This is a genomic window from Mesorhizobium sp. M0663 (genome assembly GCF_040320585.1).
Lineage (GTDB): Bacteria > Pseudomonadota > Alphaproteobacteria > Rhizobiales > Rhizobiaceae > Mesorhizobium.
The window spans coordinates 360639-384291 of record NZ_JAMYPX010000004.1 but is presented as its reverse complement, the minus strand read 5'-3'; the positions used below and the strand labels follow the sequence as shown (position 1 = coordinate 384291).

At 63.0% G+C, this 23653-nt stretch carries 25 protein-coding genes; 12 read left to right on the top strand and 13 right to left on the bottom strand.

The features are described from left to right. Positions 1–17: 17 nt before the first annotated feature. Positions 18–1040 (bottom strand): substrate-binding domain-containing protein, encoded by a 1023-nt coding sequence (locus tag NKI54_RS11255; RefSeq protein ID WP_352691488.1) that lies wholly within the window; start codon positions 1038–1040, stop codon positions 18–20. A gap of 362 nt (positions 1041–1402) precedes the next feature. Between NKI54_RS11255 and NKI54_RS11250 the strand changes: the two genes are divergently transcribed. The 6 genes from NKI54_RS11250 to NKI54_RS11225 all read left to right on the top strand — a co-directional run bounded on the left by NKI54_RS11250 (position 1403) and on the right by NKI54_RS11225 (position 8172). Next, positions 1403–2758: an ABC transporter substrate-binding protein gene (locus tag NKI54_RS11250; protein WP_352452249.1), complete on the top strand. Its 1356-nt coding sequence runs from the start codon at positions 1403–1405 to the stop codon at positions 2756–2758. Positions 2759–2986: 228 nt separating this feature from the next. Beyond that, a complete protein-coding gene (locus tag NKI54_RS11245) occupies positions 2987–4000 on the top strand; it encodes a carbohydrate ABC transporter permease (protein WP_023680221.1) in 1014 nt (337 codons plus the stop codon). Between the two features lies 1 nt (position 4001). After that, a complete protein-coding gene (locus NKI54_RS11240) occupies positions 4002–5156 on the top strand; it encodes a carbohydrate ABC transporter permease (protein ID WP_352568413.1) in 1155 nt (384 codons plus the stop codon). 4 nt (positions 5157–5160) lie between these two features. Next, positions 5161–6825 carry a beta-galactosidase BglA gene (bglA, locus tag NKI54_RS11235; RefSeq protein ID WP_352568415.1) on the top strand — a complete coding sequence of 555 codons (1665 nt, stop codon included), beginning with the start codon at positions 5161–5163 and terminating at the stop codon, positions 6823–6825. Positions 6826–6850: 25 nt separating this feature from the next. Next, complete coding sequence (locus NKI54_RS11230) at positions 6851–7963, top strand: ABC transporter ATP-binding protein (protein ID WP_352568417.1); 1113 nt, start codon at positions 6851–6853, stop codon at positions 7961–7963. Further along, positions 7960–8172 carry a hypothetical protein gene (locus tag NKI54_RS11225; RefSeq protein WP_352568419.1) on the top strand — a complete coding sequence of 71 codons (213 nt, stop codon included), beginning with the start codon at positions 7960–7962 and terminating at the stop codon, positions 8170–8172. Before NKI54_RS11230 ends, NKI54_RS11225 begins: the two co-directional genes overlap by 4 nt. Here NKI54_RS11225 and NKI54_RS11220 read toward each other — a convergent pair. The 10 genes from NKI54_RS11220 to NKI54_RS11175 form a co-directional block, all read right to left on the bottom strand. Continuing rightward, positions 8169–8408, bottom strand: a complete 240-nt coding sequence (locus NKI54_RS11220; RefSeq protein ID WP_352454766.1) for a DUF680 domain-containing protein — start codon at positions 8406–8408, stop codon at positions 8169–8171. The genes NKI54_RS11225 and NKI54_RS11220 overlap by 4 nt on opposite strands. 68 nt (positions 8409–8476) lie before the next feature. Next, on the bottom strand, positions 8477–8683 hold the full coding sequence (locus NKI54_RS11215; RefSeq protein ID WP_352568421.1) for a DUF680 domain-containing protein: 207 nt from the start codon (positions 8681–8683) through the stop codon (positions 8477–8479). A 71-nt stretch (positions 8684–8754) separates the two neighbouring features. After that, the gene (locus NKI54_RS11210) at positions 8755–8958 is read right to left on the bottom strand and encodes a DUF680 domain-containing protein (RefSeq protein WP_023680227.1); all 204 of its coding nucleotides are present in this window, start codon (positions 8956–8958) and stop codon (positions 8755–8757) included. Positions 8959–9400: 442 nt separating this feature from the next. Further along, positions 9401–10147, bottom strand: coding sequence for an FAD-binding oxidoreductase (locus NKI54_RS11205; protein ID WP_023680228.1), 747 nt, complete (start codon positions 10145–10147; stop codon positions 9401–9403). Continuing rightward, the gene (locus NKI54_RS11200) at positions 10144–10755 is read right to left on the bottom strand and encodes a molybdopterin-dependent oxidoreductase (protein WP_023680229.1); all 612 of its coding nucleotides are present in this window, start codon (positions 10753–10755) and stop codon (positions 10144–10146) included. The genes NKI54_RS11205 and NKI54_RS11200 overlap by 4 nt, the downstream gene beginning before the upstream one ends. A gap of 133 nt (positions 10756–10888) precedes the next feature. After that, positions 10889–12427 (bottom strand): DegQ family serine endoprotease, encoded by a 1539-nt coding sequence (locus tag NKI54_RS11195; protein ID WP_352568423.1) that lies wholly within the window; start codon positions 12425–12427, stop codon positions 10889–10891. A 356-nt stretch (positions 12428–12783) separates the two neighbouring features. Then, the gene (locus tag NKI54_RS11190; protein WP_352620684.1) at positions 12784–13509 is read right to left on the bottom strand and encodes an MBL fold metallo-hydrolase; all 726 of its coding nucleotides are present in this window, start codon (positions 13507–13509) and stop codon (positions 12784–12786) included. Between the two features lie 16 nt (positions 13510–13525). Continuing rightward, a complete protein-coding gene (locus tag NKI54_RS11185) occupies positions 13526–14692 on the bottom strand; it encodes a diphosphate--fructose-6-phosphate 1-phosphotransferase (RefSeq protein ID WP_352620682.1) in 1167 nt (388 codons plus the stop codon). 79 nt (positions 14693–14771) lie between these two features. Next, entirely contained in the window at positions 14772–15092 is a 321-nt protein-coding gene (locus tag NKI54_RS11180) for a putative quinol monooxygenase (RefSeq protein WP_023680233.1), read from the bottom strand. A 217-nt stretch (positions 15093–15309) separates the two neighbouring features. Continuing rightward, the gene (locus NKI54_RS11175; RefSeq protein ID WP_352691485.1) at positions 15310–16074 is read right to left on the bottom strand and encodes a L,D-transpeptidase; all 765 of its coding nucleotides are present in this window, start codon (positions 16072–16074) and stop codon (positions 15310–15312) included. Between the two features lie 187 nt (positions 16075–16261). On the opposite strand from NKI54_RS11175, the gene NKI54_RS11170 reads away from it, so the two are divergent. From NKI54_RS11170 to xylB, 3 genes are all read left to right on the top strand, one after another. Then, positions 16262–16885, top strand: coding sequence for a LysE family translocator (locus NKI54_RS11170; RefSeq protein ID WP_352620678.1), 624 nt, complete (start codon positions 16262–16264; stop codon positions 16883–16885). Between the two features lie 8 nt (positions 16886–16893). Further along, positions 16894–18219 (top strand): tetratricopeptide repeat protein, encoded by a 1326-nt coding sequence (locus tag NKI54_RS11165; RefSeq protein ID WP_352620676.1) that lies wholly within the window; start codon positions 16894–16896, stop codon positions 18217–18219. Between the two features lie 191 nt (positions 18220–18410). Beyond that, on the top strand, positions 18411–19865 hold the full coding sequence (xylB, locus tag NKI54_RS11160) for a xylulokinase (RefSeq protein WP_352635050.1): 1455 nt from the start codon (positions 18411–18413) through the stop codon (positions 19863–19865). Positions 19866–19903: 38 nt separating this feature from the next. On the opposite strand, the gene NKI54_RS11155 is transcribed toward xylB, so the two are convergent. Further along, positions 19904–20266 (bottom strand): nuclear transport factor 2 family protein, encoded by a 363-nt coding sequence (locus tag NKI54_RS11155; RefSeq protein WP_352634894.1) that lies wholly within the window; start codon positions 20264–20266, stop codon positions 19904–19906. 110 nt (positions 20267–20376) lie between these two features. On the opposite strand from NKI54_RS11155, the gene xylA reads away from it, so the two are divergent. Beyond that, complete coding sequence (gene xylA, locus NKI54_RS11150; protein WP_352634892.1) at positions 20377–21702, top strand: xylose isomerase; 1326 nt, start codon at positions 20377–20379, stop codon at positions 21700–21702. Between the two features lie 132 nt (positions 21703–21834). Here xylA and NKI54_RS11145 read toward each other — a convergent pair whose 3' ends face one another. Continuing rightward, on the bottom strand, positions 21835–22467 hold the full coding sequence (locus NKI54_RS11145) for a TetR/AcrR family transcriptional regulator (protein WP_352634890.1): 633 nt from the start codon (positions 22465–22467) through the stop codon (positions 21835–21837). Positions 22468–22560: 93 nt separating this feature from the next. Here NKI54_RS11145 and NKI54_RS11140 point away from each other — a divergent pair, with 93 nt between their 5' ends. Together NKI54_RS11140 and NKI54_RS11135 are read left to right on the top strand one after the other, a co-directional pair. Next, positions 22561–23217: an O-methyltransferase gene (locus NKI54_RS11140; protein ID WP_352634888.1), complete on the top strand. Its 657-nt coding sequence runs from the start codon at positions 22561–22563 to the stop codon at positions 23215–23217. 166 nt (positions 23218–23383) lie between these two features. Beyond that, positions 23384–23593, top strand: a complete 210-nt coding sequence (locus NKI54_RS11135) for a hypothetical protein (protein ID WP_023680243.1) — start codon at positions 23384–23386, stop codon at positions 23591–23593. The last annotated feature ends 60 nt before the right edge of the window (positions 23594–23653 follow it).

Genomic DNA, 23653 nt, shown 5'->3' with positions numbered 1-23653 from the left:
GTGATTGAGTTATGCCCCTAGGCAGGTGCGCCGGCGACCGATCCCCTGACCACGAGATCGACCGGCCAGACCTCGCCGCGAGCGCCCTCCTCCAGGCCGGAAATCCGCGCCGCCAGCCGTTCGGCGACGCGTGCGCCGGCCAGGCGGATCGACGAACGTGTCGTCGACAGCGGCACCGAAAAATTTTCCGGCTTCAGCCACGGAAAGACGTCGTCATGGGCGATCAGCGACAGGTCGCCCGGAATGGTCAGGCCGAGATCGCGCACCGCGCGCACCACGCCGAGCGCCATGATCAGGCTGGAGCAGGCGATCGCCGTCGGCGCGTCGCTTTGTTCCAGCAAGCGCCGGGCGGCGCGGTAGCCGTTCTCCTCGGTCATGGTGAGCGAACAGACATGCTGATCACGAAGCACCAGGCCGCTCGCCGCAAGCGCGCGGCGCACGCCGCGCTCGCGATGGATGGCGAAGGTCTCGCGATCGTCGCCATTGATCAGCGCCAGACGCCTATGACCGAGCTGAACGAGTAGCCGCGCCGCCTCGTGGAAGGCGCCCTCATTGTCGATGTCGGTGAACGGATAGTCGAAATCGAAGCCTTCGCTGCGGCCATGGACGATGAAAGGAATGCCGAGCGTATTGACCAGCGCCACCCGCCGGTCGGCCGGCCTCGGCGACGAGATATAGACCGCGTCGACCTGCCGGTTGGCGACAATGCGGCGGTACGTCGTCTCCTGGTCGTCGGCATCGGCCGGTGACAGCACCAGGTCGAGCTCGTGCGAACGCGCATAGTCGCCGAGGCCGGACAGGAACTCGACGAAATGCGGGTCGATATCGACCGTCGTTCCCGTCGGCAGCACATAGCCGATCATGCCGGTCTTGCCGGTCGCCAGCCGACGGGCGCTCGGATTGGGGCGATAGCCGTGACGCTTGGCGGCATCGACCACCCGCCGGCGCGTTTCCTCGTTGACTTCCGGGTAGCCGTTCAATGCGCGGCTCACCGTAGTCTGCGAAAGCGCCAGCATGTGGGAGAGCTGCTTGAGGTTCACCGGAGGCCTCCAAACCTCAAAGCGCTTTTAATCTGAATCGATCTGGCCGCTACGAACTGCGCCGCCGAGTGCAATGACCTTACGCACGGTTCGGACCGGTTTGAAGCCGAATTTGCTGCTGCACCGCCAGAAAACTGTGCTGCAGCGCACTTTCGCCGGCACTCGACCGTAGAAATTAAATCGATTAATTTGGCTTTCTCTTGACTCCGGATCAATTCAGTGGCGTGATCAGAATCACCAAAGCGCTTTGGAAGACCCTACGAAAGGTTGCAGTTCCTTTCCGACTGAGTCACAGTCCTGCAGCGCCGGCGAACGGAATGGAGGTTTCGTTCGGTGTTTGTCACCACTGGGAGGGAATACCGATGAAGAAAATGCTTCTGCTGGGCGCTGCGTTTGCCACGCTTGCGCTCGCCATGCCGGCGCAAGCCGAACTGAAGTTCAAGCCGGGCGAAGATCCCCGTTTCAACTGGGCGAACTACGAAGAGCTCAAGAAGGTCGACCTCAAGGGCGAGACGCTGACGATCTTCGGACCGTGGCGCGGCGAGGACGAAGGGCTTATCCGCACCGTCCTCGATTACTTCTCCGAAGCCACCGGCGCCGAGATCAAGTACTCCTCGTCGGAGAATTACGAGCAGCAGATCGTCATCGACACGCAGGCCGGCAGCCCGCCCAACATTGCCGTGCTGCCGCAGCCGGGCCTGATCCAGGATCTGGCATCGAAGGGCCTTTTGACGCCCCTCGGCGACGACACGGCCAACTGGGTCAAGGACAATTACGGCGCCGGCCAATCCTGGGTCGACCTCGGCACGTTCAAGGACAAGGACGGCAAGCCCGGCTTCTTCGCCTTTCCGTATAAGGCCGACGTGAAGTCGCTGGTCTGGTACTCGCCGGACAATTTCGAGGAAGCGGGCTACAAGGTGCCGAAGACGCAGGAAGAGCTTGCCGAGCTCGAAAAGAAGATCATCGCCGACGGCGGCACGCCATGGTGCATCGGGCTTGGTTCGGGCGGCGCCACCGGCTGGCCGGCGACCGACTGGGTCGAAGACATCATGCTGCGCACCCAGACGCCCGAGACCTACGACAAATGGGTGAAGAACGAAATTCCGTTCAACGATCCGGCAGTGGTCAACGCCATCGACATTTTCGGCAAGATCGCGACCGACGACAAGATGGTCGAGGGCGGCGCCAAGGCGGTTGCGGCGACCGATTTCCGTGACAGCCCGAAGGGCCTCTTCTCGGTGCCGCCGAAATGCTATCTGCACCACCAGGCATCGTTCATCCCGACCTTCTTCCCGCAAGGCACCAAGATCGGCGAGGATGCCGACTTCTTCTATTACCCGCCCTACGCCTCCAAGCCCGAGCTCGGCACTCCGGTGCTCGGCGCCGGCACGCTGGCCATGATCACTAAAGATAGCAAGAGTGCCCGCGCGTTCATCGAATTCCTGAAGCTGCCGCTCGCTCATGAGATCTGGATGGCACAGGGCGGCTTCGTGACGCCGTTCAAGTCGGTCAACAAGGACGCCTATGCTAGCGACGCGCTGAAGAAGCAGGGCGAGATCCTGGCCAACGCCTCGACCTTCCGCTTCGACGGGTCCGACCTGATGCCAGGCAAGATCGGCGCCGGTGCGTTCTGGACCGGCATGATCGACCTGGTCGGCGGCAAGTCCGCCCAGGACGTCGCCACTGACATCCAGAAAAGCTGGGACGCGATCAAGTAAGCGGCCGGCTTGAGTTCCCAATGTGATGTGGTCCGGGCCTCAAACGGCCCGGACCTTATCCGGTGCTTGGCGTCGCGTCGATTGTCGTGAGCACAATGCATTCCGGCATGACGCGCGCCCAGTGACCTGCTTTCCGGCTGGTCGCGCTCCAGACAACTGAATCGGCGCATGATCCCGTCGCCAAAAGCCATTCTCGACTGGCGGATCCGTGCGCAGGGGGAGGGACCCATGGCGGCTCAGATTTTTTCGGCGATATTCGTCATCATCATCGGCGTGGGCGGCTGCGTCGCCTATTTCTGGGGCGCCAACAAGGCACTCGACACGATCTTTCCGGCGCGCGGCGTTTCCGGCAAGGCGGCGATTAACAATCTGCGCCGGCAGGGGGTGATCCGACCCTGGCTGTTCGTCGGCCCGGCGATGATCATCCTCACCATTTATCTGATCTACCCGGTGGTGGAGACGCTGAGGCTGTCGTTCCTCGATCGCGGCGGCGCCCATTTCGTCGGCTTGGCCAACTATCAATGGGCGTTCGGCGACCGCGAGTTCCGCAACTCGATCCTCAACAACATCATCTGGCTGGCGGTGGTGCCGGCCGCCTGCACCTTCCTCGGGCTGATCATCGCCGTGCTCACCGACAAGATCTGGTGGGGCACCATCGCCAAGAGCCTGATCTTCCTGCCGCTGGCGATCTCGTTCGTCGGCGCCAGCGTCATCTGGAAATTCATCTACGAATATCGCGGCGACGGGCAGACGCAGATCGGTCTGCTCAACGCCATCATCCAGTATTTCGGCGGCCAGCCGCAGGTCTGGATCTCGCTGCCGTTCTGGAACAACTTCTTCCTGATGGTCATCCTGATCTGGATCCAGACCGGCTTTGCCATGGTCATCCTGTCGTCGGCCTTGCGCGGCATTCCGGAAGAGACGCTGGAAGCCGCCGTCATCGACGGCGCCAACCCTTTCCAGATCTTCTGGAAGATCATGGTGCCGCAGATCTGGGGCACCATCGCCGTGGTCTGGACCACCATCACCATCCTGGTGCTGAAGGTTTTCGACATCGTGCTGACCATGACCAACGGCCAGTGGAACAGCCAGGTGTTGGCCAATCTGATGTTCGACTGGATGTTCCGCGGCGGCGGCGATTTCGGCCGCGGCGCCACCATCGCCATCATCATCATGATAGCGGTCATTCCGATCATGGTCTGGAACATCCGCCAGGCGAACAAAGAGACGGAAGGACATTGAGATGGCCGCGTCGACCGGAAAGTCCTTTGTCAGCCGTTTCGGCGTCCATATCGCCGTCTTCATCTTCGTTGCGATCTGGACGATTCCGACGCTCGGCATTCTGGTCTCGTCGCTGCGCGACAAGGATCAGATCATCGCTTCGGGCTGGTGGAACTCGTTCACCAGTTCCAGCCAGACGGAAGCCGGACGGCTGCCGCCCGCCTCGGCGCAAGTCGAGAAGGACGGCAAGTTCGTTCTGCAAGGCAATGTCTTCGGCGACGGTCCGGCCCGCAACATCAGCGCCTTCGGCGTCAAGTCGGCAGCGCCGACGCAATATCCCGCCGGCACGACAGCCGATCTCGGCGACGGCGTCACCCTGCAGCTCAATGCCGACGGCAGTTTCGTCATGACCTCGCCGAAGGCTTTCGAAAGCGAACGCGGCCAGCGCGTCTATTACGCCTCGTCGGCGCCGCCGAAATTCACCACCGACAATTACGACACGGTGCTGTTTTCGGAAGGCATCGGCCGCTCCTTCATGAACTCGCTGACCGTCACCATTCCGGCGACCGTCATCCCGATCCTGATCGCCGCGTTCGCCGCCTACGCGCTGGCCTGGATGCGCTTTCCCGGCCGGGCGCTGCTCATCGCCGTCATCATCGGCCTCCTGGTCGTGCCGCTGCAGATGTCGCTGATCCCGCTGTTGAAGCTCTATAACGGCGTCGGCAGCTTCTTCGGCGTGCCGTCGAAGACCTATCTCGGCATCTGGCTGGCGCATACCGGCTTCGGCCTGCCTTTCGCCATCTATCTTCTGAGGAGCTATATTGCCGGCCTGCCACGCGAGATCATGGAGTCGGCGCGTATCGACGGCGCCAGCGATTTCGAGATCTTCGTCAAGATCGTGCTGCCATTGTCGTTCCCGGTGCTGGCCTCGTTCGCCATCTTCCAGTTTCTCTGGGTGTGGAACGATCTGCTGGTGGCGATGGTTTTCCTTGGTACCGAGGGCGACCAGATCGTGCTGACCGCCAAGCTTAATGCGTTGCTCGGCTCGCGCGGCGGCGACTGGGAGATCCTGACGACATCGGCCTTCGTCACCATCATCGTGCCGCTGATCGTGTTCTTCTCGCTGCAGCGCTATTTCGTCCGCGGGCTGCTTGCCGGCTCGGTGAAAGGAGGTTGAGATCATGCAATCCGCTTTGAAGGCCACCCCGAAGCCAGATCTCGCTATAGATCGCGACTGGTGGCGAGGTGCCGTGATCTACCAGATCTACCCGCGCAGCTATCAGGATTCGAACGGCGACGGCATCGGCGACCTCAGGGGCATGATCGGCCGGCTGGCCTACATCGCCTCGCTCGGTGTCGACGCCATCTGGATCTCGCCATTCTTCAAATCGCCGATGAAGGATTTTGGCTACGATGTGTCGGATTATTGCGATGTCGATCCGATGTTCGGCACGCTGGCCGACTTCGACGCGCTGACCGCAGAGGCGCATCGGCTTGGCCTCAAGGTGATGATCGACGAGGTGCTCTCGCACACCGCCGACATCCATCCCTGGTTCAAGGAGAGCCGCTCGAGCCGGAGCAATCCAAAAGCCGACTGGTATGTCTGGGCGGATGCCAAGCCGGACGGCACGCCACCCAATAACTGGCTGTCGATCTTCGGCGGCTCGGCCTGGCAGTGGGACACCAGCCGCCAGCAATATTATCTGCATAATTTCCTGGCCGAGCAGCCCGACCTCAATTTCCACAGCCGCGCGGTCCAGGACGCGCTGCTCGACGTCACCCGCTTCTGGCTGGAGCGTGGCGTCGACGGCTTCCGCCTCGATACCATCAATTTCTATTTCCACAGCCAAGGCCTGGAAGACAATCCGCCGCTGCCGCCCGAGCAGCGCAACGACCAGACGGCGCCGGCCGTCAACCCCTACAACTACCAGGACCATCTCTACGACAAGAGCCGGCCTGAAAACCTCGGCTTCCTCGAACGCTTCCGCGCCTTGCTCGACGAATACCCGGCGACGGCCGCGGTTGGCGAGGTCGGCGATTCGCAGCGTGGGCTGGAAGTGGTGGCGGCCTATACGGCCGGCGGCAAGCGCGTGCATATGTGTTACTCCTTCGACTTCCTGGCGCCGGAGAAGATCAGCGCGGCAAAGGTACGCTCGGTGCTGGAAACCTTCGGCAAGGTGGCCAGCGATGGCTGGTCGTGCTGGGCCTTCTCCAACCATGACGTGATGCGTCCCGCCTCGCGCTGGGCAGCCGGCGAGCCCGACCCGACCGCCTACCTCAAGGTCATCTCGGCGCTGCTGATGTCGTTGCGCGGCTCGGTCTGTATCTATCAGGGCGAGGAGCTCGGGCTCAGCGAGGCCGAGCTCAGCTTCGAGGATCTGCAGGACCCATACGGCATCCGCTTCTGGCCTGAATTCAAGGGACGCGACGGCTGCCGTACGCCGATGGTTTGGGACGGCGCTGCCCGCAATGGCGGCTTCTCGACGGCAAAGCCCTGGCTGCCCGTGCCCAGCAAGCACCTTGCGCAAGCCGTCAATGTGCAGCAAGGCGACGACGGCTCGCTGCTCGAGCACTACCGGCGCTTCCTGGCTTTCCGCCGCGCCCATCCGGCACTGGCCAAGGGTGATATCGAGTTCATCGAAAGCGAGGGCGACACCGTCGCCTTCACCCGCCGTGAAGGCAACGAGCAGATCGTCTGCGCCTTCAATCTCGGAGCAAAGCCGGCCGAAGTCGATCTTGGCGGCCGCTCATTGCAGCCCTTGCCGGGACACGGGTTTTCGGGACAGACTGGCGCCGGCACTATCCGCTTCGGCGGCTACGGCGCCTGGTTCGGGCGTATCGACTGAATTCAAGGAAGAACTGGAGGGTACCATGGCCGATGTCACGCTACGGCAAGTGAAGAAATCATACGGCAATCTCAACATTCTGCACGGCGTCGACCTCGATATAAAGTCGGGCGAATTCATCGTCTTCGTCGGTCCCTCTGGTTGCGGCAAGTCGACCTTGCTGCGCTGCATCGCCGGGCTGGAGGAGATCACCTCGGGCGAGCTCAAGATCGATGGCGAGATCGTCAACGACGTGCCGCCGTCGAAGCGCGGCATCGCCATGGTGTTCCAGTCCTATGCGCTCTATCCGCACATGACCGTCTACGACAACATGGCCTTCTCGATGAAGATCGGTAAGGAAAGCAAGGCCGAGATCGACAAGCGGGTGCGCCAGGCGGCCGAGATCCTGCAGCTGACCAAATATCTCGACCGCCTGCCCAAGGCGATGTCGGGCGGCCAGCGCCAGCGCGTCGCCATCGGTCGCGCCATCGTGCGCAATCCCAAGGTTTTTCTGTTCGACGAACCGCTATCCAACCTCGACGCGGCGCTGCGCGTCGCCACCCGCATCGAGATCGCCAAGCTCAAGGAGTCGATGCCGGCCACAACGATGATCTACGTCACCCACGACCAGGTCGAGGCGATGACGCTGGCCGACCGCATCGTGGTGCTGAAGGAAGGCCATATCGAACAGGTCGGCACGCCGATGGAGCTCTACAAGCGGCCCGGCAATCTGTTCGTCGCCCAGTTCATCGGCTCGCCGGCGATGAACATCCTGCCGGCGACGATCGACAAGACCGGCAACCCGACGGTCGTCAGCCATGTCGGCGGCCGCAAGGCGACGGTGCCGATCGCAACGCCTGCCTCGGCGAAAGGCGCTGCGGTGAGCTTCGGGGTGCGGCCGGAGGATCTGATGATTGCCACCGGCGCCGACTATTTGTTCGAAGGGACGGTCGATTACGTCGAGCAGCTCGGCGAGGTCCAGCTCGTCTATGTCGACATCGGCCGCGCCGACCTGCCGCTGGTGACCAAGCTGCCGGGCAATGTCGAGGTCAAGCGCGGAGCGACGCTGCGGCTGACGGCGGACGCCGGCGACCTGCATATTTTCGACGCGGACGGGCGCTCTTTCGCGCTCCATGAAGCAGAAGCAAAGGCGGCTTGAAGCAGGCGTTCTTCCGCCATGCAAAAAACAAGAGCGGCGGGCATGGCCCGCCGCTCTTGTCTGGAATTCCAGTTCGGCCGTTAGAGCGGTTCATCGTTTCACGGAACGCCGAACCGCTCTATCTCTTTGTTTTGACGCAATTCCCAAGGGAAAGCGCTACGCGCTTTTCCCGGGAAAACCGTTTCACACTTTTCCTGGAATTGCTCTAGTTGTTGCCGAAGAGGTTGCGGTCGGCGCCCTGAGGCGCGGACTTGGGCACATCGCCAGACGAATTCAGCAGCTTGTAGATCGGCGAATTGCTGTCACGTACCGAATACGTCTGCGTCTTGTCGACGTTGACGGTCGACTGCTTGTTGATGTCGGTCCCGCCAACATTGTCGTTGCGGGCATAAGCGCTGCCGGCGGCAATCAAGAGAGCGGCGGCAGTAAGAACAATCTTTTTCATTTTGGGTACTCCTGGATTTTCGAAATCAAGCGGCGGGCATGCCGCAGCCTTGATGGTGGGATCGGCTGTTAGTTGTTGCCGAAGAGGTTACGGTCGGTGCCTTGGACAACCGGCTGCTTTTCAGCCTGGTCCGACGTCTTGACGGAAGCCGTGTAGGAGCTGTCGACCGAGACAGCGGGCTGGTTGGCTCCGTTGGAACCAAAGTTGTCGCTGCCCGCGAAGGCGCTGCCGGTGATGGCCAAAACGGCGGCGGCAGCAAGAACGATCTTTTTCATCTTAATACTCCTGAATTTTTCAGATCCCCGGACGGCGGATATGCCCGCCGCCCTGATGCTGGGATCGGCTGTTAGTTGTTGCCGAAGAGGTTTCGGTCGGCGCCCTGGACAGGCTGCTGGTCAGCATGAGCCGGCTTCTGAATGGAAGCCGTATACGAGCTGTCGACCGAAGCGGCAGGCTGGTTCGCACCCTTGGAACCAAAGTTGTCGCTGCCAGAGAAGGCGCTGCCGGTGATGGCCAAAACGGCGACGGCGGCAAGAGCGATCTTTTTCATTTTAGTACTCCAGTATCTCAGTTTTTCCGTCCGTCCAGCGGCGTGTCTTGGGAGGAATTCGCGTCGTTCGGACAGCCCCGATGTGGGAAAGGCGATGGCCAGTTTCCAATCACGAAGTTGTTTGGTGTGGACCAAGAATCTACACCTTGAAATTGTGCCAGAGATTCCCTTCGCCACAATTTTATTGCTAAATATCAAGTAGATAGCCCATAGTATCGGTCTGGCTGCAAGGTGACTTGGGGAGGCAGCGTTCACAGCGTCCTGCACGCATTGTCAACAGAAACGAACCGTTCGGTTCGATTTTTTAAACCGATAAAAGTCGCAGCCGAGGCTCTTTGTCGAATCGTTAACCATTTCGGCCAAACGCGGCGTCGGCGTTGCGGCTGCTTTTGGCCTGCTTTATGCCGCCCAACAAAGGCAGCAACCGGGCAAGCAGAACCGGTCAGACCCCGTAGCGTTCGGTGCGGATGAGTGCCGCAGGCACCCCGGCATCGATCAGTGCCTCGGCGGCGGCCGTCACGAATGCGTTCGAGCCGCAGACAAAGGCGAGCTTCGGCGGCGCGGGCAGCCTCGTCATGGCTTGCACCATCATCGCGGCGTCGACCCGCCGCGCATGATCTGCCGGACGGCGGGCCGGCTCGCGCGTCAGCGTCAGCACCAGGTCGAAGCCATCCCGGCGCTCGGCGAGGTCGATCAACTCGTCGCGAAAGATCACCTCGTCCCAGACCCGCGCCGAAAACACCAAGGTGGCGGCGACCAGCGATCCCCGCATCGCCCGGTGACGGACCATCGACATCAGCGGCACCACGCCCGACCCGCCGCCGACGAGCAGGAGCGGTCCGCCATCGCCGTCGGACCAGACGAAATGGCCGCCGAGCGGCCCGCGCAATTCGACCTCGTCGCCCACCGCCGCGATCTCGTGAAAGAACGGCGAGACCTCGCCGTCCTCGAGTTTTTCAATCGCCAGTTCGATGGTCTCGCCGGTCTCCGGCGCCGAGGCGATGGAGTAGGAGCGGCGCGCCTGATAGCCGTCCGGCGCTGTCAACCTGACATCGACATGCTGTCCGGCATGGTAGACGAAGGGCCGCGACGGCTGCAGGAAAAAGCTGGTGACGCGCGGCGTGCGCTTTTGGATGCGGGTGATGGTGACCGTCTGCCAGGGCGACTGCGCCGCCGGTGCGTCGCTCATGGATCGTTCGTGTAGCGCTGCTCGCGCCACGGATCGCCGTAGATATGATAACCTCGCAATTCCCAGAAACCCGGCTCGTCACGCTCGGTGAACTGCAACCCGTTCAGCCATTTGGCCGATTTCCAGAAATAGAGGTGCGGAACGAGCAGCCGGGCCGGGCCGCCATGATCGGGGGTGATCGGCTTGCCCTCGTAAAGCAGTGCCACCATCGCCTTGCCGCCGGTGAGATCCTTCGTTGGCACATTGGTGGAATAGCCGTCGAAACCCAGCGCCAGCGTGAAGGCGGTGGGCGGCTCGATGCCGGCGTCGGCAAGGATGTCGTCGACCAGCACGCCCTGCCACGCGGTGTCGAACTTGGTCCATGCGGTGACGCAATGGATGTCGCGCGTCATCTTGGTCAAGGGCAGCGCGTTGAACTCGGCCCAGTTCCACTTCTTGATCGGCCGCGGCCCGTGCTTAAGCGTAAACGACCAATCCTCGGTGCGGACATGCGGCGTCGGGCCGGCCGACAGGACCGGGAAACCTTGCTCGAGATATTGCCCGGGCGGGATACGTGCATCCGTATCCGTCGGCGGCTTTCGTCCGGAAGAGAAGCCTCGGGTAACCATCGAGAATATCCGTTTGCGCAAGGTCCAATCGACCTTTGTCAGTTTTCTCGAAGACGCGTGCGCGGGCAACCGAAATCTTGGCTCCGGCCTGGCGGCAATGCTCTACATCGATCTTGGCAGCGCGGCGCCCGCTTCAGCCACTGGCGAAGGGGACGGCGACGAACATCTGGGCGTCGCCACGCTCGACAAGCAGCAGCACCGATTTCTTGCCAGATTTGGCAGCCTGCACAATCGCCTGGTTAGCCTGCCTGGCGTTCCTCACCGGATGCTGGTCGACGGCGACGATGATGTCGCCGGGCTGGATGCCGGAAGCCGATGCCGCCTTGTTCGGGTCGACGCGCTCGACCAGCGCGCCGTGCTGGTTGCCTGCCAGGTTCATTGCCTGGCGCACATCCGGGGTGACGTCCATCAGGCCGAGACCGAGCGCCGGTGCGCGAAGGCCCTGCTCCGTCGACGGCTGACGCCGATCGCCGGTCACCGATCCCGTTGCCATGTCGTCTTCGTTGCGCCCGACCTCGACGGAGATCTGCAGGCTTTGCCCCTGGCGCCAGACATTGAGGGTTTCCCTCGTGCCGGGCGCAACGTCGGCGACGGTGCGCGACAGATCCCTTGGATCCTTTATGTCGCGGCCGGCGAAACTGGTAATGACGTCGCCGGTCTCGATGCCGGCCTTGGCGGCCGGCGATCCGTCGCTGACCTGCGCGACCAGCACGCCGGCTGCGTGATCGAGGCCGATGGCGCTCGCCATGTTAGGCGTCACCGGCTGGATCTGGACGCCGAGATAACCGTACTGGATGGAGCCGCCCTTCATCAGCTTGGCGACGACCTTTTGCGCCTGGTCCGAGGGGATGGCGAAGCCGACGCCGACGCTGCCGCCATTCGGCGAAAAGATCGCCGTGTTGATGCCGACGACATTGCCGTTCACATCCGTTAGCGGGCCGCCGGAATTGCCCCGGTTGATCGGTGCGTCGATCTGGATGAAGTCGTCAAACGGCCCGCTATGCAGGTCGCGGCCGCGCGCCGAAACGATGCCGGCCGTGACCGTAGTGCCAAGGCCGAAAGGATTGCCGAACGCGAGCACCTGGTCGCCCGGCATGAGCTTGTCGGAATCGCCCCATTTGATGATCGGCAAGGGCTTGCCGGCTTTGACCATGAGCACGGCAAGATCGTTCTTGGCGTCATGACCGATCAATTTGGCGGGAAGCTCGGTGCCGTCGTCGAGCGTCACCTTGATCGACTGGGCGCCGTCGACGACGTGATTGTTGGTGACGATGGTGCCGTCGGCGCCGACGATGAAGCCTGAGCCGAGGGCCTCGGTGCGCGGCGCCTGTTCCGGCGGTGTCTTGGGGGCGGGCTGTCCCTGGTCATCGAAGAAATGGCGGAAATAGTCGTCGAAAGGCGAGGTTCCGCCAAAGGGAGAGGCGTCGCTCATGGTGTCCGGCTGTTGTACTTTCATGACCGTCGCGATGGTCACCACTGCCGGTTTGTCGGCCGCCACGACCGGAGCGAACGAACCGCTGGGCGCCGTCATTCCGGTGACAGGTGGGGTCACTGTTGCCGCCAGGACATCATTCAGCCTGGGAGCGAGGGGCAGGGCGAAGGGGCTGACGATCAGCGCGGCGCCCAGCAGAGCGGCGACGCGATGTCTGCGAAGGGTCTGGATTGGTGACATGGCCGTTGTCCGGGCGAGAGATTGATCGGGCGCCGCAGCGTTCCGTCACCGGAATGCTCTATCGGCGTGTCGGCCTTGCCTGTCTCGCCTGGCACGGCGGCCGACCGGATCGACAGCCCCGCATCTAGGGCGCCGATCGTGGTTTCCAGATAATATTACGAAGATTTAATTTCCGGCTGGCAGCCGCCTTGCCGGGCTGGCGCCGAAACCCGAAACAAAAACCCGCCTTGCGGCGGGTCATTGGGGCGAATCAGCACCATACCTAGATTACTAGCATAGCTGCCGGCACAAAGCAAGAACAAAATAGCTGCGCAAGACAAATCGCTTCAGATTTGCGCCGCCTCAGCCGAGGCCTCCTATTCGCCTTTCCGGTCGGTCCGGCTGAGATAGGTGGTGGCGATCTCGCGCATCCGCCTGCCGTCGAAGCTCGGTCCATGACCGCCATGGCCGATGCGGATCGGCAGCCCGAGCAGGCGCTGCATCGTGCGGCGATAGGCGGCACGATCCGAATCCGGCAGGTCGTCGATCAGCATGGCGTCGTAGATGGCGTCGCCGGCAAAGAACAGGCCGTCAGCCTCGTCGAACAGCGCGATCGAATCCGGAGAGTGGCCGGGCAGATGCAGGACGCGGAATTGGCGGTCGCCGAGGTCGATCCTATCGCCCTCGTCCAGGGTCCGGGCCAGAGGCGCCGGCTGAATCCTGTAATCGGCCGCCTTCCAGCCCTTTGCCGGCAGCCTGGAGACGGCGCCTTCCAGATCATGGAACATGTAGGCGTAGGTCACCGCTTCATCCATGCTGTCGAACTGTGCGGCGCTGTGGCGCGGCCCTGCCCGCAACGGAAACTCGTGCAGCGAGCCGACATGATCGAGATGGATATGCGTGGCGACGACGAGCAGCGGCTTGCCGGACGGCGTGTCGATCTGCGGCGCCAGCGGGCAGATCCCCATGCCGGTGTCGACCAGCAGGTCGACATCGCGGCCGCGCAGATGCCAGATGTTGGCGCGCACGAATTCGTGCACGAAGGGCTCGGTCAGCATCGTCGTCTTGGCGTCGACGATGGTTTTGCTGAACCAGCTGTCCATCAGATCAAGGCCGGCATCAGACGAACGGCTTGCCGACCTTGTACTTTTGCGGGACCAGCCGCTTCAGATAGGCCATCCCCGCATCGGACAGCCGGTTGACTTCCGGCAGCATGAAATCATCCGGCATATGGCGCGTCTTGCCGGCGACGTTCTTCAGCGGCACCTTCTTCAGCACGGTTTTCTTGCCGTCATATTGCAGCGCCACCGAACCGCCCCCCTCGTCGGCCACCGTGACCGCGAAGGCACCGGCATCGAAGGCCTCCTGCGCGTCCACCGCGCTGATGGCGCCGACATAGCCGCGCGGCATATAGCCGAGCGCATCGACGCGCGCCCGCTTGCCCGGCAATCCTTCGGCGAGCGCGCGCTCCAAGGCTGCCGGCAGGTCGCTGCCCGACAGCTTGACGTTGCCGTGCTGGTCGCGCTCCAGCCTTTCCGGCGGCACCAGGCTTTCGACCAGCGCTTTGCCGTCGGCGGTGCTGACGCCTTCGGAGACGGCAACGATGCAGCGCTTGTGGCGGTCGAGCGTTGCACGAACGTCGTCGATGAAGCCCGCCGCGGAGAACGGCCGCTCCGGCACGTAGACGAGATGCGGGCCGCTGTCCTGATCGAGCTGCCAGGCCGCGGACGCGGCCGTCAGGAAACCGGCATGCCGCCCCATGACGATGCCGACATAGATGCCCGGCAGAGCGCGGAAATCGAGATCGACCGAAAGGAATGCTCCAGCGACGAACTCGGCCGCCGACATGAAGCCGGGCGTGTGATCGTTCTCCTGGAGATCGTTGTCGATGGTTTTCGGCGCGTGGACGAAGGCGATCTTGCCGCCGGCGGCGTCGGTGAGGATCTGCTGCGTGCCCGAGGTGTCGTTGCCGCCGATATAGATGAAGGCATCGGCGCCGGCGTTCTTCAAGCCGTTGAGGATGAGGTCGCAATAGGCGGCATCCGGCTTGTCGCGCGTCGAACCAAGCGCGGCGCTCGGTGTCGCCGCGATCAGCCGCAGGCGGTCCTCGGGGATGGCGGAAAGATCGACGTAATTGCCGTCACGAATTCCGCGCACGCCGTGGATGGAACCAAGCACCTTGGCGCCGGGATGCCGCTTGCGGATTTCGAGCGTGGCGCCCACCACGGTCTGGTTGATGACGGCGGTCGGGCCGCCGCCTTGCGCGATGACAAAAGTTCCGGCCATTGTTCACGTCTCCCGGGCGGTGAAAATCGCAGGCACATTCGCCTGTCTTGCGGCATCGCGCAACGGCAGAGGCAGTGGGTCAGTTTGAAATCGGGCCACTCTTCGCCTGCAGCGCGATAGGATCCGTTTCGATGAGCCGAAGTGACCTGACCATACTCGCCGTCTGCGCCTTGTATTTGAGAAAGTGCGACGTGGTCAGGTGGGCCTCATAGGCCGCCTGATCGGCGTAGCATTCGATCACGCGCACCTTTTCAGGCGTGCCTTTTACTGCCACCGCATGAAGGAAAAGCACGCCCGGCTCGACGCGTACAGAAGCCTCAATCTCTTCGGCAAGCAGGGCCCTGTAGCTGCCGATCTGCTTAGGATCGATTTCCAGTTCGGCTATCCTGACAATCGGCATCAATTGCTTTCTTGCTTCTTGCAGGGACCACGCATGGTCGGCTTCTCCGCTTCGCTCGCCTCGATCAGTGCAACGATGTCGCGATCTCCCAAAACTTGTCAGTCACACGAGTGGACATGGCTGGGCAAGGCGAAGCGTCGCATGAATTCGCACAAAATGTAGTACATGGGTGTGCAGCGCTAGCCGGCAGAGTAATCGCTCGAGCCTTGGCCGCCGGTCAGACGACGACGACCGGATTCTTCTTGGAGACGCGGCTGTAGAGGTCGATGATGTCCTGGTTGATCAGGCGCACGCAGCCCGACGACATCGCCTGGCCGATGCTCCACCATTCGGGCGAGCCGTGGATGCGATAGCCGGTGTCGCTGCCGTTCTGATAGATGTAGAGGGCACGCGCGCCGAGCGGATTGTCGAGGCCGCCCGGCTGTCCGCGTTGCCATTTCACCAGTTCCGGCCTGCGGGCGATCATCTCGGGCGGCGGGGTCCAGACCGGCCATTCCTTGCCGTACTGGATGTTGGCGCGGCCGGACCAGCGGAACCCGTCCTTGCCGATGCCGACGCCGTAACGGATCGCATCGCCGCCAGGCTGCACCAGATAGAGCAGCCGTTCCTGCGAGTGAACGACGATGGTGCCGGGTTGCTCGCCGGTCGGATCGACGACGATCTGGCGGCGGAACTCCGGCTTGACCTTGAGATAGGGCACTTCCGGCACATTGAAGCCACCGTCGGTGAGCGAAGCGTACATCACGTCGGGGCTGGTGATGTTCTTGTCGACGCTGATACTCGGACGGATGGGCCGGATCGAGCCGGTGGTGACGTCGTCGAGCTGCAGCGACGGCAGATCCAGCGTCTGGCTGCAGCCGGCGACGCCGAGCAGCGCCAGCGCACCGGCGCCGGACAGCACCGTGCGGCGGGAAAGCTGTTTTTCGGTTTCGATTGCGTCGCCGTTGTGCGGCAGCGACAGACCTTGCGGCAACTCAGGCATTTACCCAAACCCTACGTTATCGGCGGGAAACACGGTCCGGCCGGATAGCAGGCATTTTCGCCAATCATGGTTGAAAAAGCGTGAAGGCCGGCCGCCTGGCATTAACGAGGGGCTTTTTCGATTTTGCCTCTTTACATCTGCGCGAGGCCAAGGATTTATCCTCTTCTTTGAGCTCAAGGAGAAGAAAATGTCCTTCGAAAACTGGGCCGCTTTTGCCGCCGCCTCGGCAGTCCTTCTGGTCATTCCAGGTCCGACCATCCTGCTGGTGGTGTCCTATGCGCTCGGCCAGGGCTGGCGCACCGCGCTGCCGATGGCAGTCGGCGTGGCGCTCGGCGACTTCACCGCGATGACATTGTCGATGCTGGGCATCGGCGCGCTGCTGGCGGCGTCGGCCACCGTGTTTACCGTGCTGAAGGTGATCGGCGCCGGCTATCTGATCTATCTCGGCATCAAGCTGTTTCGCGCCGGCGGCGCGCTCCGGGCCGAACCGCGCACCGATGCGGTGTCGTCGGCGAAAATGATGGCGCATGCCTGGCTGGTTACCGCGCTCAATCCGAAAAGCATCACCTTTTTCGTCGCCTTCCTGCCGCAGTTCCTCGACCGGCATGCGGATTTCTGGGCACAGATGCTGATCTTCGAGACGACCTTCCTGGCGCTCGCCTTCGCCAATGCCTTCGGTTATGCGCTGATCGCGGCAAGGGCGCGCAACGTGGTGCGCAATCCAAAGGCGATCCGCATCTTCAACCGCACCGGCGGCACGCTGCTGGTCGGCGCCGGCGTCGCGACAGTGGCGATGCGCTCGAGCAACTGAGGCAAACCATGGCGGTGAGCGACGCATTTGGCCTGACGCTGTCTGGCGCGACGGAGGCCGGGTTCTCGTCCTACAGCCGGGCTGTGCGCGAATTGCAGTGCTTCATCGGCGATCCTGTCGGTTCCGTTGACCGGGCAATCGCCGAAGTTCCCGGCTTCGTCATGGCGCATGTGTTCAAGGGTTATCTCTTTGGCCTCGCCACCGAGCGCGAAGCGACGGCAGTGGCCAAGGCATGTCACGAGGCAGCGCTGCCGCTTGCCGCGACGACGCGCGAGCAGGCGCATGTCGCCGCCCTTGGCCACCTTGCGGATGGACGCTGGCACGGGGCCGCCCGCGTGCTGGAGGATATCGCCATCGAGTTTCCGCTCGATGCGCTGGCGCTGCAGACCGGCCACCAGATCGACTTCTTCACCGGCAATGGGCGCATGCTGCGCGACCGCATCGGCCGCGCGCTGCCGTCCTGGCAGAGCGGCATGCCGGGCTACCATGCCATACTCGGCATGCAAGCCTTCGGGCTGGAAGAAATGGGCGACTACGCGCGCGCCGAAAAACTTGGCCGCACGGCGGTGGATCTCGAGCCGCGCGACGGCTGGGCCCAGCATGCGGTGGCCCATGTCATGGAGATGCAGAGCCGGCAGAAGGACGGCATTCTGTGGATGCGCGCCAATCCCGAAGCGTGGACGCGGGAAAGCTTCCTGCAGGTGCATAATTGGTGGCATCTGGCGCTGTTCCATTATGATCTCGGCGAGACCGACGAGGTGCTGGCGCTCTACGACGGGCCGATCTATGGCGAGCGCTCGACGCTGGCGCTCAACATGGTCGATGCCTCGGCGATCCTGTGGCGGCTGCATCTCGGCGGCGTCGATGTCGGCGAGCGCTGGACGGCACTCGCCGCCAACTGGTTGCCCAAGGCGAGCGCCGGCCATTATGCCTTCAATGACGCCCACGCGATGATGGCGTTTGTCGGCGCCGGCCTCGAAGCGCCGGCCCGCGGCTTGCTCGAGGCGCAGCGCGAGGCGATGCGCGGCAAGGACGACAACGCTGCTTTCACCAGGGATGTCGGCCATCCCCTGACGCTCGCCATCAAGGCATTCGGCGAGGGCGATTATGCCGGGACGATACGCCTGATCCGGCCGATCCGGGCAATCGCCCATCGCTTCGGCGGCAGCCACGCACAACGCGACGTCATCGACCTGACGCTGATCGAAGCGGCATTGCGTTCCGGTGATGGCGCGCTGGCGAGGGCGCTTGCGGCGGAACGCGCGCTGGCACGGCCGGACAGCCCGTTGTCGGCACTGTTTTCACGGCGTGCAACCGCTCTCGCGGCGAATTGACCAAGGCCACATCTTGCCTTAAAAACTGCCCCGACCAGATTTTTTCGAGCGTCGAAAAAATCTTCGCGTGTTGACCGGGGTGCGTTTCCGGCGGCACGATTGCCGGGATATCTTCGCCGCCCGTGTCACAGGACTGGGCGGGGAAGCAAGAAAGACCGTCGCCGCCAGGCATGACGGACATGGGAGGAAACATGTATCTCGGCCTCGATCTCGGCACGTCGGGCGTCAAGGCGCTGCTGATCGATGCAAGGCAGAGCATCGTCGGTTCCGGCCATGCGCCGCTCGACGTGTCGCGCCCGCATCCCGGCTGGTCCGAGCAGAACCCGGCCGACTGGATCCGCGCCTGCGAAGCGGCGGTCGGCGAGCTGCGGTCAATGCATGCGAAGGAACTCGCGGCGGTCAAAGGCATCGGCCTTTCCGGCCATATGCATGGCGCCACTCTGCTCGATGCAGCCGACCAGGTGCTGCGCCCCTGCATTCTATGGAACGACACACGCAGCCACGCCGAGGCGGCCGCGCTCGATGCCGACCCGCGCTTTCGCAAGCTGACCGGCAACATCGTCTTTCCCGGTTTCACCGCGCCGAAGCTGGCCTGGGTCAGGAACAACGAACCGGCTGTTTTCGCCAAGGTGGCAAGGGTCCTGCTGCCGAAGGACTTTTTGCGGCTCTGGCTCGCCGGCGAGCATATTTCGGAAATGTCGGATTCGGCTGGCACGTCGTGGCTCGATGTCGGCAGACGAGCCTGGTCCGCCGAACTGCTCGCCGCCACATCGCTCGACGAAAGGCAGATGCCGTCATTGGTCGAAGGCACGGCCAAGGCCGGTGCCTTGCGCGCCGAATTGGCCGCCAAATGGGGCATGCAGGCGGGCATCCCGATCGCCGGCGGTGCCGGCGACAATGCGGCTTCGGCCTGCGGCATGGGCACGGTCGGCGCCGGCCAGGCGTTCGTCTCGCTCGGCACGTCGGGCGTGCTTTTCGCCGCCAACGCGTCCTATCTGCCCAACCCGGAAAGCGCCGTGCATACCTTCTGCCACGCACTGCCCGGCACCTGGCACCAGATGGGCGTCATCCTGTCGGCAACCGATTCGCTGAACTGGCTGTCGGGGATCGCTGGAAAAAGCGCCGGCGAGTTGACCGCCGAACTCGGCGATGCGCTGCAGTCGCCGACCGGCGTCTCCTTCCTGCCCTACCTGTCAGGCGAGCGGACGCCTCACAATGATTCCGTCATTCGGGGCGCGTTTACCGGGCTTGCCCACGAATCCGGCCGCGCGGCGCTGACCCAGGCCGTGCTCGAAGGCGTCGCTTTCGCTTTCCGCGACAGCCTCGAAGCTCTGGCCAAAGCCGGCACGACGCTGACCCGGGTGACGGCGATCGGCGGCGGCTCGCGCTCGCGCTATTGGCTGAAGGCCATCGCCACAGCGCTTGGCCTGCCAGTCGATATTCCAGCCGACGGCGATTTCGGCGCTGCCTTTGGCGCGGCCCGACTTGGCCTGATCGCGGCGACAGGTGCCGATCCGCGCGCCGTCTGCGCGGCGCCGGCGACCGACGCCACGGTCGAGCCGGTCGCCGCCCTCGGTGACGCCTATGCGCAAGCCTATCAGCGCTATCGCCAGCTTTATCCGGCGATCAGAGGCGCCACGGCGTGAACGGTTTCCCGCCCACGCCGCGGCCTGCCGAGAAGGCCTCATTGTGCCGGCACTTTGTCGAGAAAGCCGGTGACGCTTTTCAGCCGGCCATTTTCGATGACGCCGATATCCGTGCCTTCGATGACGGATTCGATGCCGTCCGGCCCAAGATTCCACGAAAAGCGGATGGTATCGGCGAAGCCGTCCGGCTTGCCTTTCAGCGAGAACCTGAAGCCGGCAAAGCGCTGCTGCACGCCGTCGATCAGCGCCGCGATGCCGTCATGGCCGTCGCCCCGCATGATCGGATCGCGATAGCCGACGTCCTCGGTGAAGGTTGCCTCGAGCAAGGCTTTTCTGCGCGCGGCGTCGCTCTCGTTCCAGGCGGCGATGTAATTTTCGGCAATGGTGTTGAGGTCGGTCATGGTCTGTCTCCTTCGTTGGGTGGCTTTGACATGAGCCTTTTCGACCAGCGTCAGCGCGAAACCAATTACGCCTGAGGTAATCAGGCCGAACCATGCGAGAGGAAAAGAACATGAGCAGCGGTTTTTTCGGCGACATCCAACAGATCAAATATGAGGGACCGGATTCGACCAATCCGCTGGCCTACCGGTTCTACAATCCCGACGAGATCGTCGCCGGCAAGCGGCTGGAAGACCATCTGCGCTTTGCCGTCGCTTATTGGCATTCCTTTGCCTGGCCGGGCGGCGATCCGTTCGGCGGCCAGACATTTGAGCGGCCGTGGTTTCCGAAGGCCGGCGGCACCGACACCATGGAGCTGGCCAAGCTCAAGGCCGACGTCGCCTTCGAGATGTTTTCGCTGCTGGGCGCGCCTTATTTCTGCTTCCACGATGCCGACGTGCGGCCGGAAGGCCGGGACTTTTCCGAAAGTGCGGCGCGGCTCGACGAGATCGCCGATTACTTCTCGGGAAAGATGAAGCAGACCGGCGTCAAGCTGCTGTGGGGCACGGCCAACCTGTTCTCCAACCGCCGCTTCATGTCAGGCGCCGCCACCAATCCCGATCCGGACGTCTTTGCCTATTCGGCGGCGACGGTGAAACACTGCATCGACGTCACCAAGCGTCTGAACGGCGAGAACTACGTGCTGTGGGGCGGCCGCGAGGGCTATGAGACGCTGCTCAACACCGACCTTGCCCGCGAGCAGGAACAGGCCGGCCGTTTCCTCAACCTGGTCGTCGATTACAAGCACAGGATCGGCTTCGAAGGCACCATCCTGATCGAGCCGAAGCCGCAGGAGCCGACCAAGCACCAGTACGATTACGACGTCGCCACCGTCTACGGCTTCCTCAAGCGTTTCGGACTGGAGAACGAGGTCAAGCTCAACATCGAGCAAGGCCACGCCATCCTGGCCGGCCATTCGTTCGAACATGAGTTGGCGCTGGCCAATGCGCTCGGCATTTTCGGCTCGATCGATATGAACCGCAACGACTACCAGTCGGGCTGGGATACCGACCAGTTCCCGAACAATGTACCGGAGATGGCACTCGCCTATTATCAGGTGCTGCAGGCCGGCGGCTTCAAGACCGGCGGCACCAATTTCGATGCCAAGCTCAGGCGCCAGTCGCTCGATCCGCAGGACCTGCTGATTGGCCACATCGGCGGCATGGATTGTTGCGCCCGCGGCCTCAAGGCAGCGGCACGCATGGTCGAGGACAAGGCGCTGTCCGCCCCGCTCGCCGAGCGCTATGCCGGCTGGGATTCGGCCGAGGCCAAGGCGATGCTTGCCGGCAAGCGCACGCTGGAGGAAATCGCCGAGCGCGTCGTCAAGGAGAAGATCGAGCCGCAGCCCAGATCCGGCCGCCAGGAATTGCTCGAAAACATCGTCAACCGGTACGTCTGAGGCGTACCGTTTTCACGGCCACATTGTTCAGCGGCCGCCGGCTAAAGACGGCTTTCCGCGGGGCTGAACCGACGAAGGTTTTGCCCCGTGTGAAACTCGCGTGGCCTGTTCGCTGACCGGGTTTGGCGCGTCTTAGCCGTGATCGAGGCCTCTCAGGTAGGCGCAGAACATGTCGGCCATGGCGTCGGCGTAGGCTTCAATCTCCGCGGGGGTTCGGGGCAACTCCGAGAACTGCTTCCCCACCGTGCTGAGCGTCGTCATGACCAGATCGCCGGCCAATTCGCGAGTCGCTTGCGCGGCGTTGGGCAACGCTTCCTGCATGAAGAGCTGGATGGTGCGGTCTCCGGACGCCCTTGCCGTCTGCGCCTCGGGCGCGTCGCGGTAAAGCGGTGCGGCGTCGTCGAGCGCCACACGCACCGCGGCCTCCTCACACTCCGAGCGGAGGAAGGCGTGGACCAGGTCGCGCAGCCGGTCAAGTGGCGGTTTCCTCACGTCCTCGAGGATGTCGCGCAGCAAATCGGTCGTCTGCCGCCATTCGTCGCTCTGGAGCCGGAACAGGATCGCCGCCTTGTTCGGAAAATACTGATACAGCGATCCGACACTGACACCGGCCTTCTCGGCCACCCGCGCCGTGGTGAAGCGCTGCGCGCCTTCCCTCGCCAAAACCTGAACAGCAGCCTGCAAAATCGCAGCGACGAGCTCCGCCGAGCGGGCCTGCTTCGGCTGTTTTCGCGAGGAAATCCGCGGACTTCGGTGATCGCTCATTGAGAGCCGCGCCAATGCGATTAGTGAATGCGAATGATTAGTCGTATTTTGAATGCCGCACAAGAACGCATTCAATTCCGACTGGAGACCGATATGACCACACTGACGACAACGCCGCTCGCGCCCCTGCTGGACCGCCTGTTCGAGGAAGCCGCCGCCGCAACGAGCCCCGCGGTGGCGGAACTCTCCGCCGAGGAGCGGATGCGCCTCATTCGAAGCAAGACCGAATACCTCGATTTCTATGGGCGGCTAAAGGACCTCTGGCTTCCCGTCTCGCGAGAGACCGGCACGCTGCTCTACATGCTGGCACGAGGCAGCGATGCACGGACGATCGTTGAATTTGGAACCTCGTTCGGCATCTCGACCCTGCACCTTGCCGCAGCCTTGCGGGACAATGGCGGCGGCCGCCTGATCACCAGCGAGTTCGAGCCATCCAAGGTCGCGCGCACGAGGAGTAATCTGACAGCAGGTGGTCTCATCGACATGGTGGAAATCCGCGAAGGAGACGCGCTGCAAACATTAAGCGTCGATCTTCCCGAAACGGTCGACCTGCTTCTGCTCGACGGCGCCAAAGCGCTCTATCCCGAGATCTTGAGTCTGGTTGAAAGCCGCCTCAGGCCGGGCGCCTTCGTCGTTGCCGACAACGCAGATCTTTGCCCCGAATACCTCGAGCGGGTGCGCTCGACCGGGAGTGGCTACATGTCCACGCCGTTCGGCGAGGATGTTGAACTGTCGATGCGGCTTGGCTGAAGCACTGCCTGACCTGCCGGAACGATCGTGCCCAAGATGGGCGGCGGCGGACAAAACTTTGCCCGGCATCGCCCATCAATCGCCTCGCTCTTGCCTTCAAACAGCCGTCACGAACCTCCTATAGTGTGGTTCGTGGCGGGATTCAGAAAGAAGGAGGCGAAACGATATGCAGCACGAACGCGAAATCGACGCCCTGCTCTCATCTGGCGAGGCTGGATCGATCATCGACCGGCTGATGGCGCTGCCGCACCCGAAACAAGGTGCGCTGAGTGCAAACGAATGGGATCGCGCGGTCGCCAGCCGCTTCGAGACCCATCTTGCGAGACAGATGCGCTCGCAGATCGACGGCAGCAGCGACCGCCAGGACGCTGCCTGATCTACCTTTGTCTATGCATGTCGTTATCCCAAAACCGCTCCGCACCCTCGGGTCAAGCCC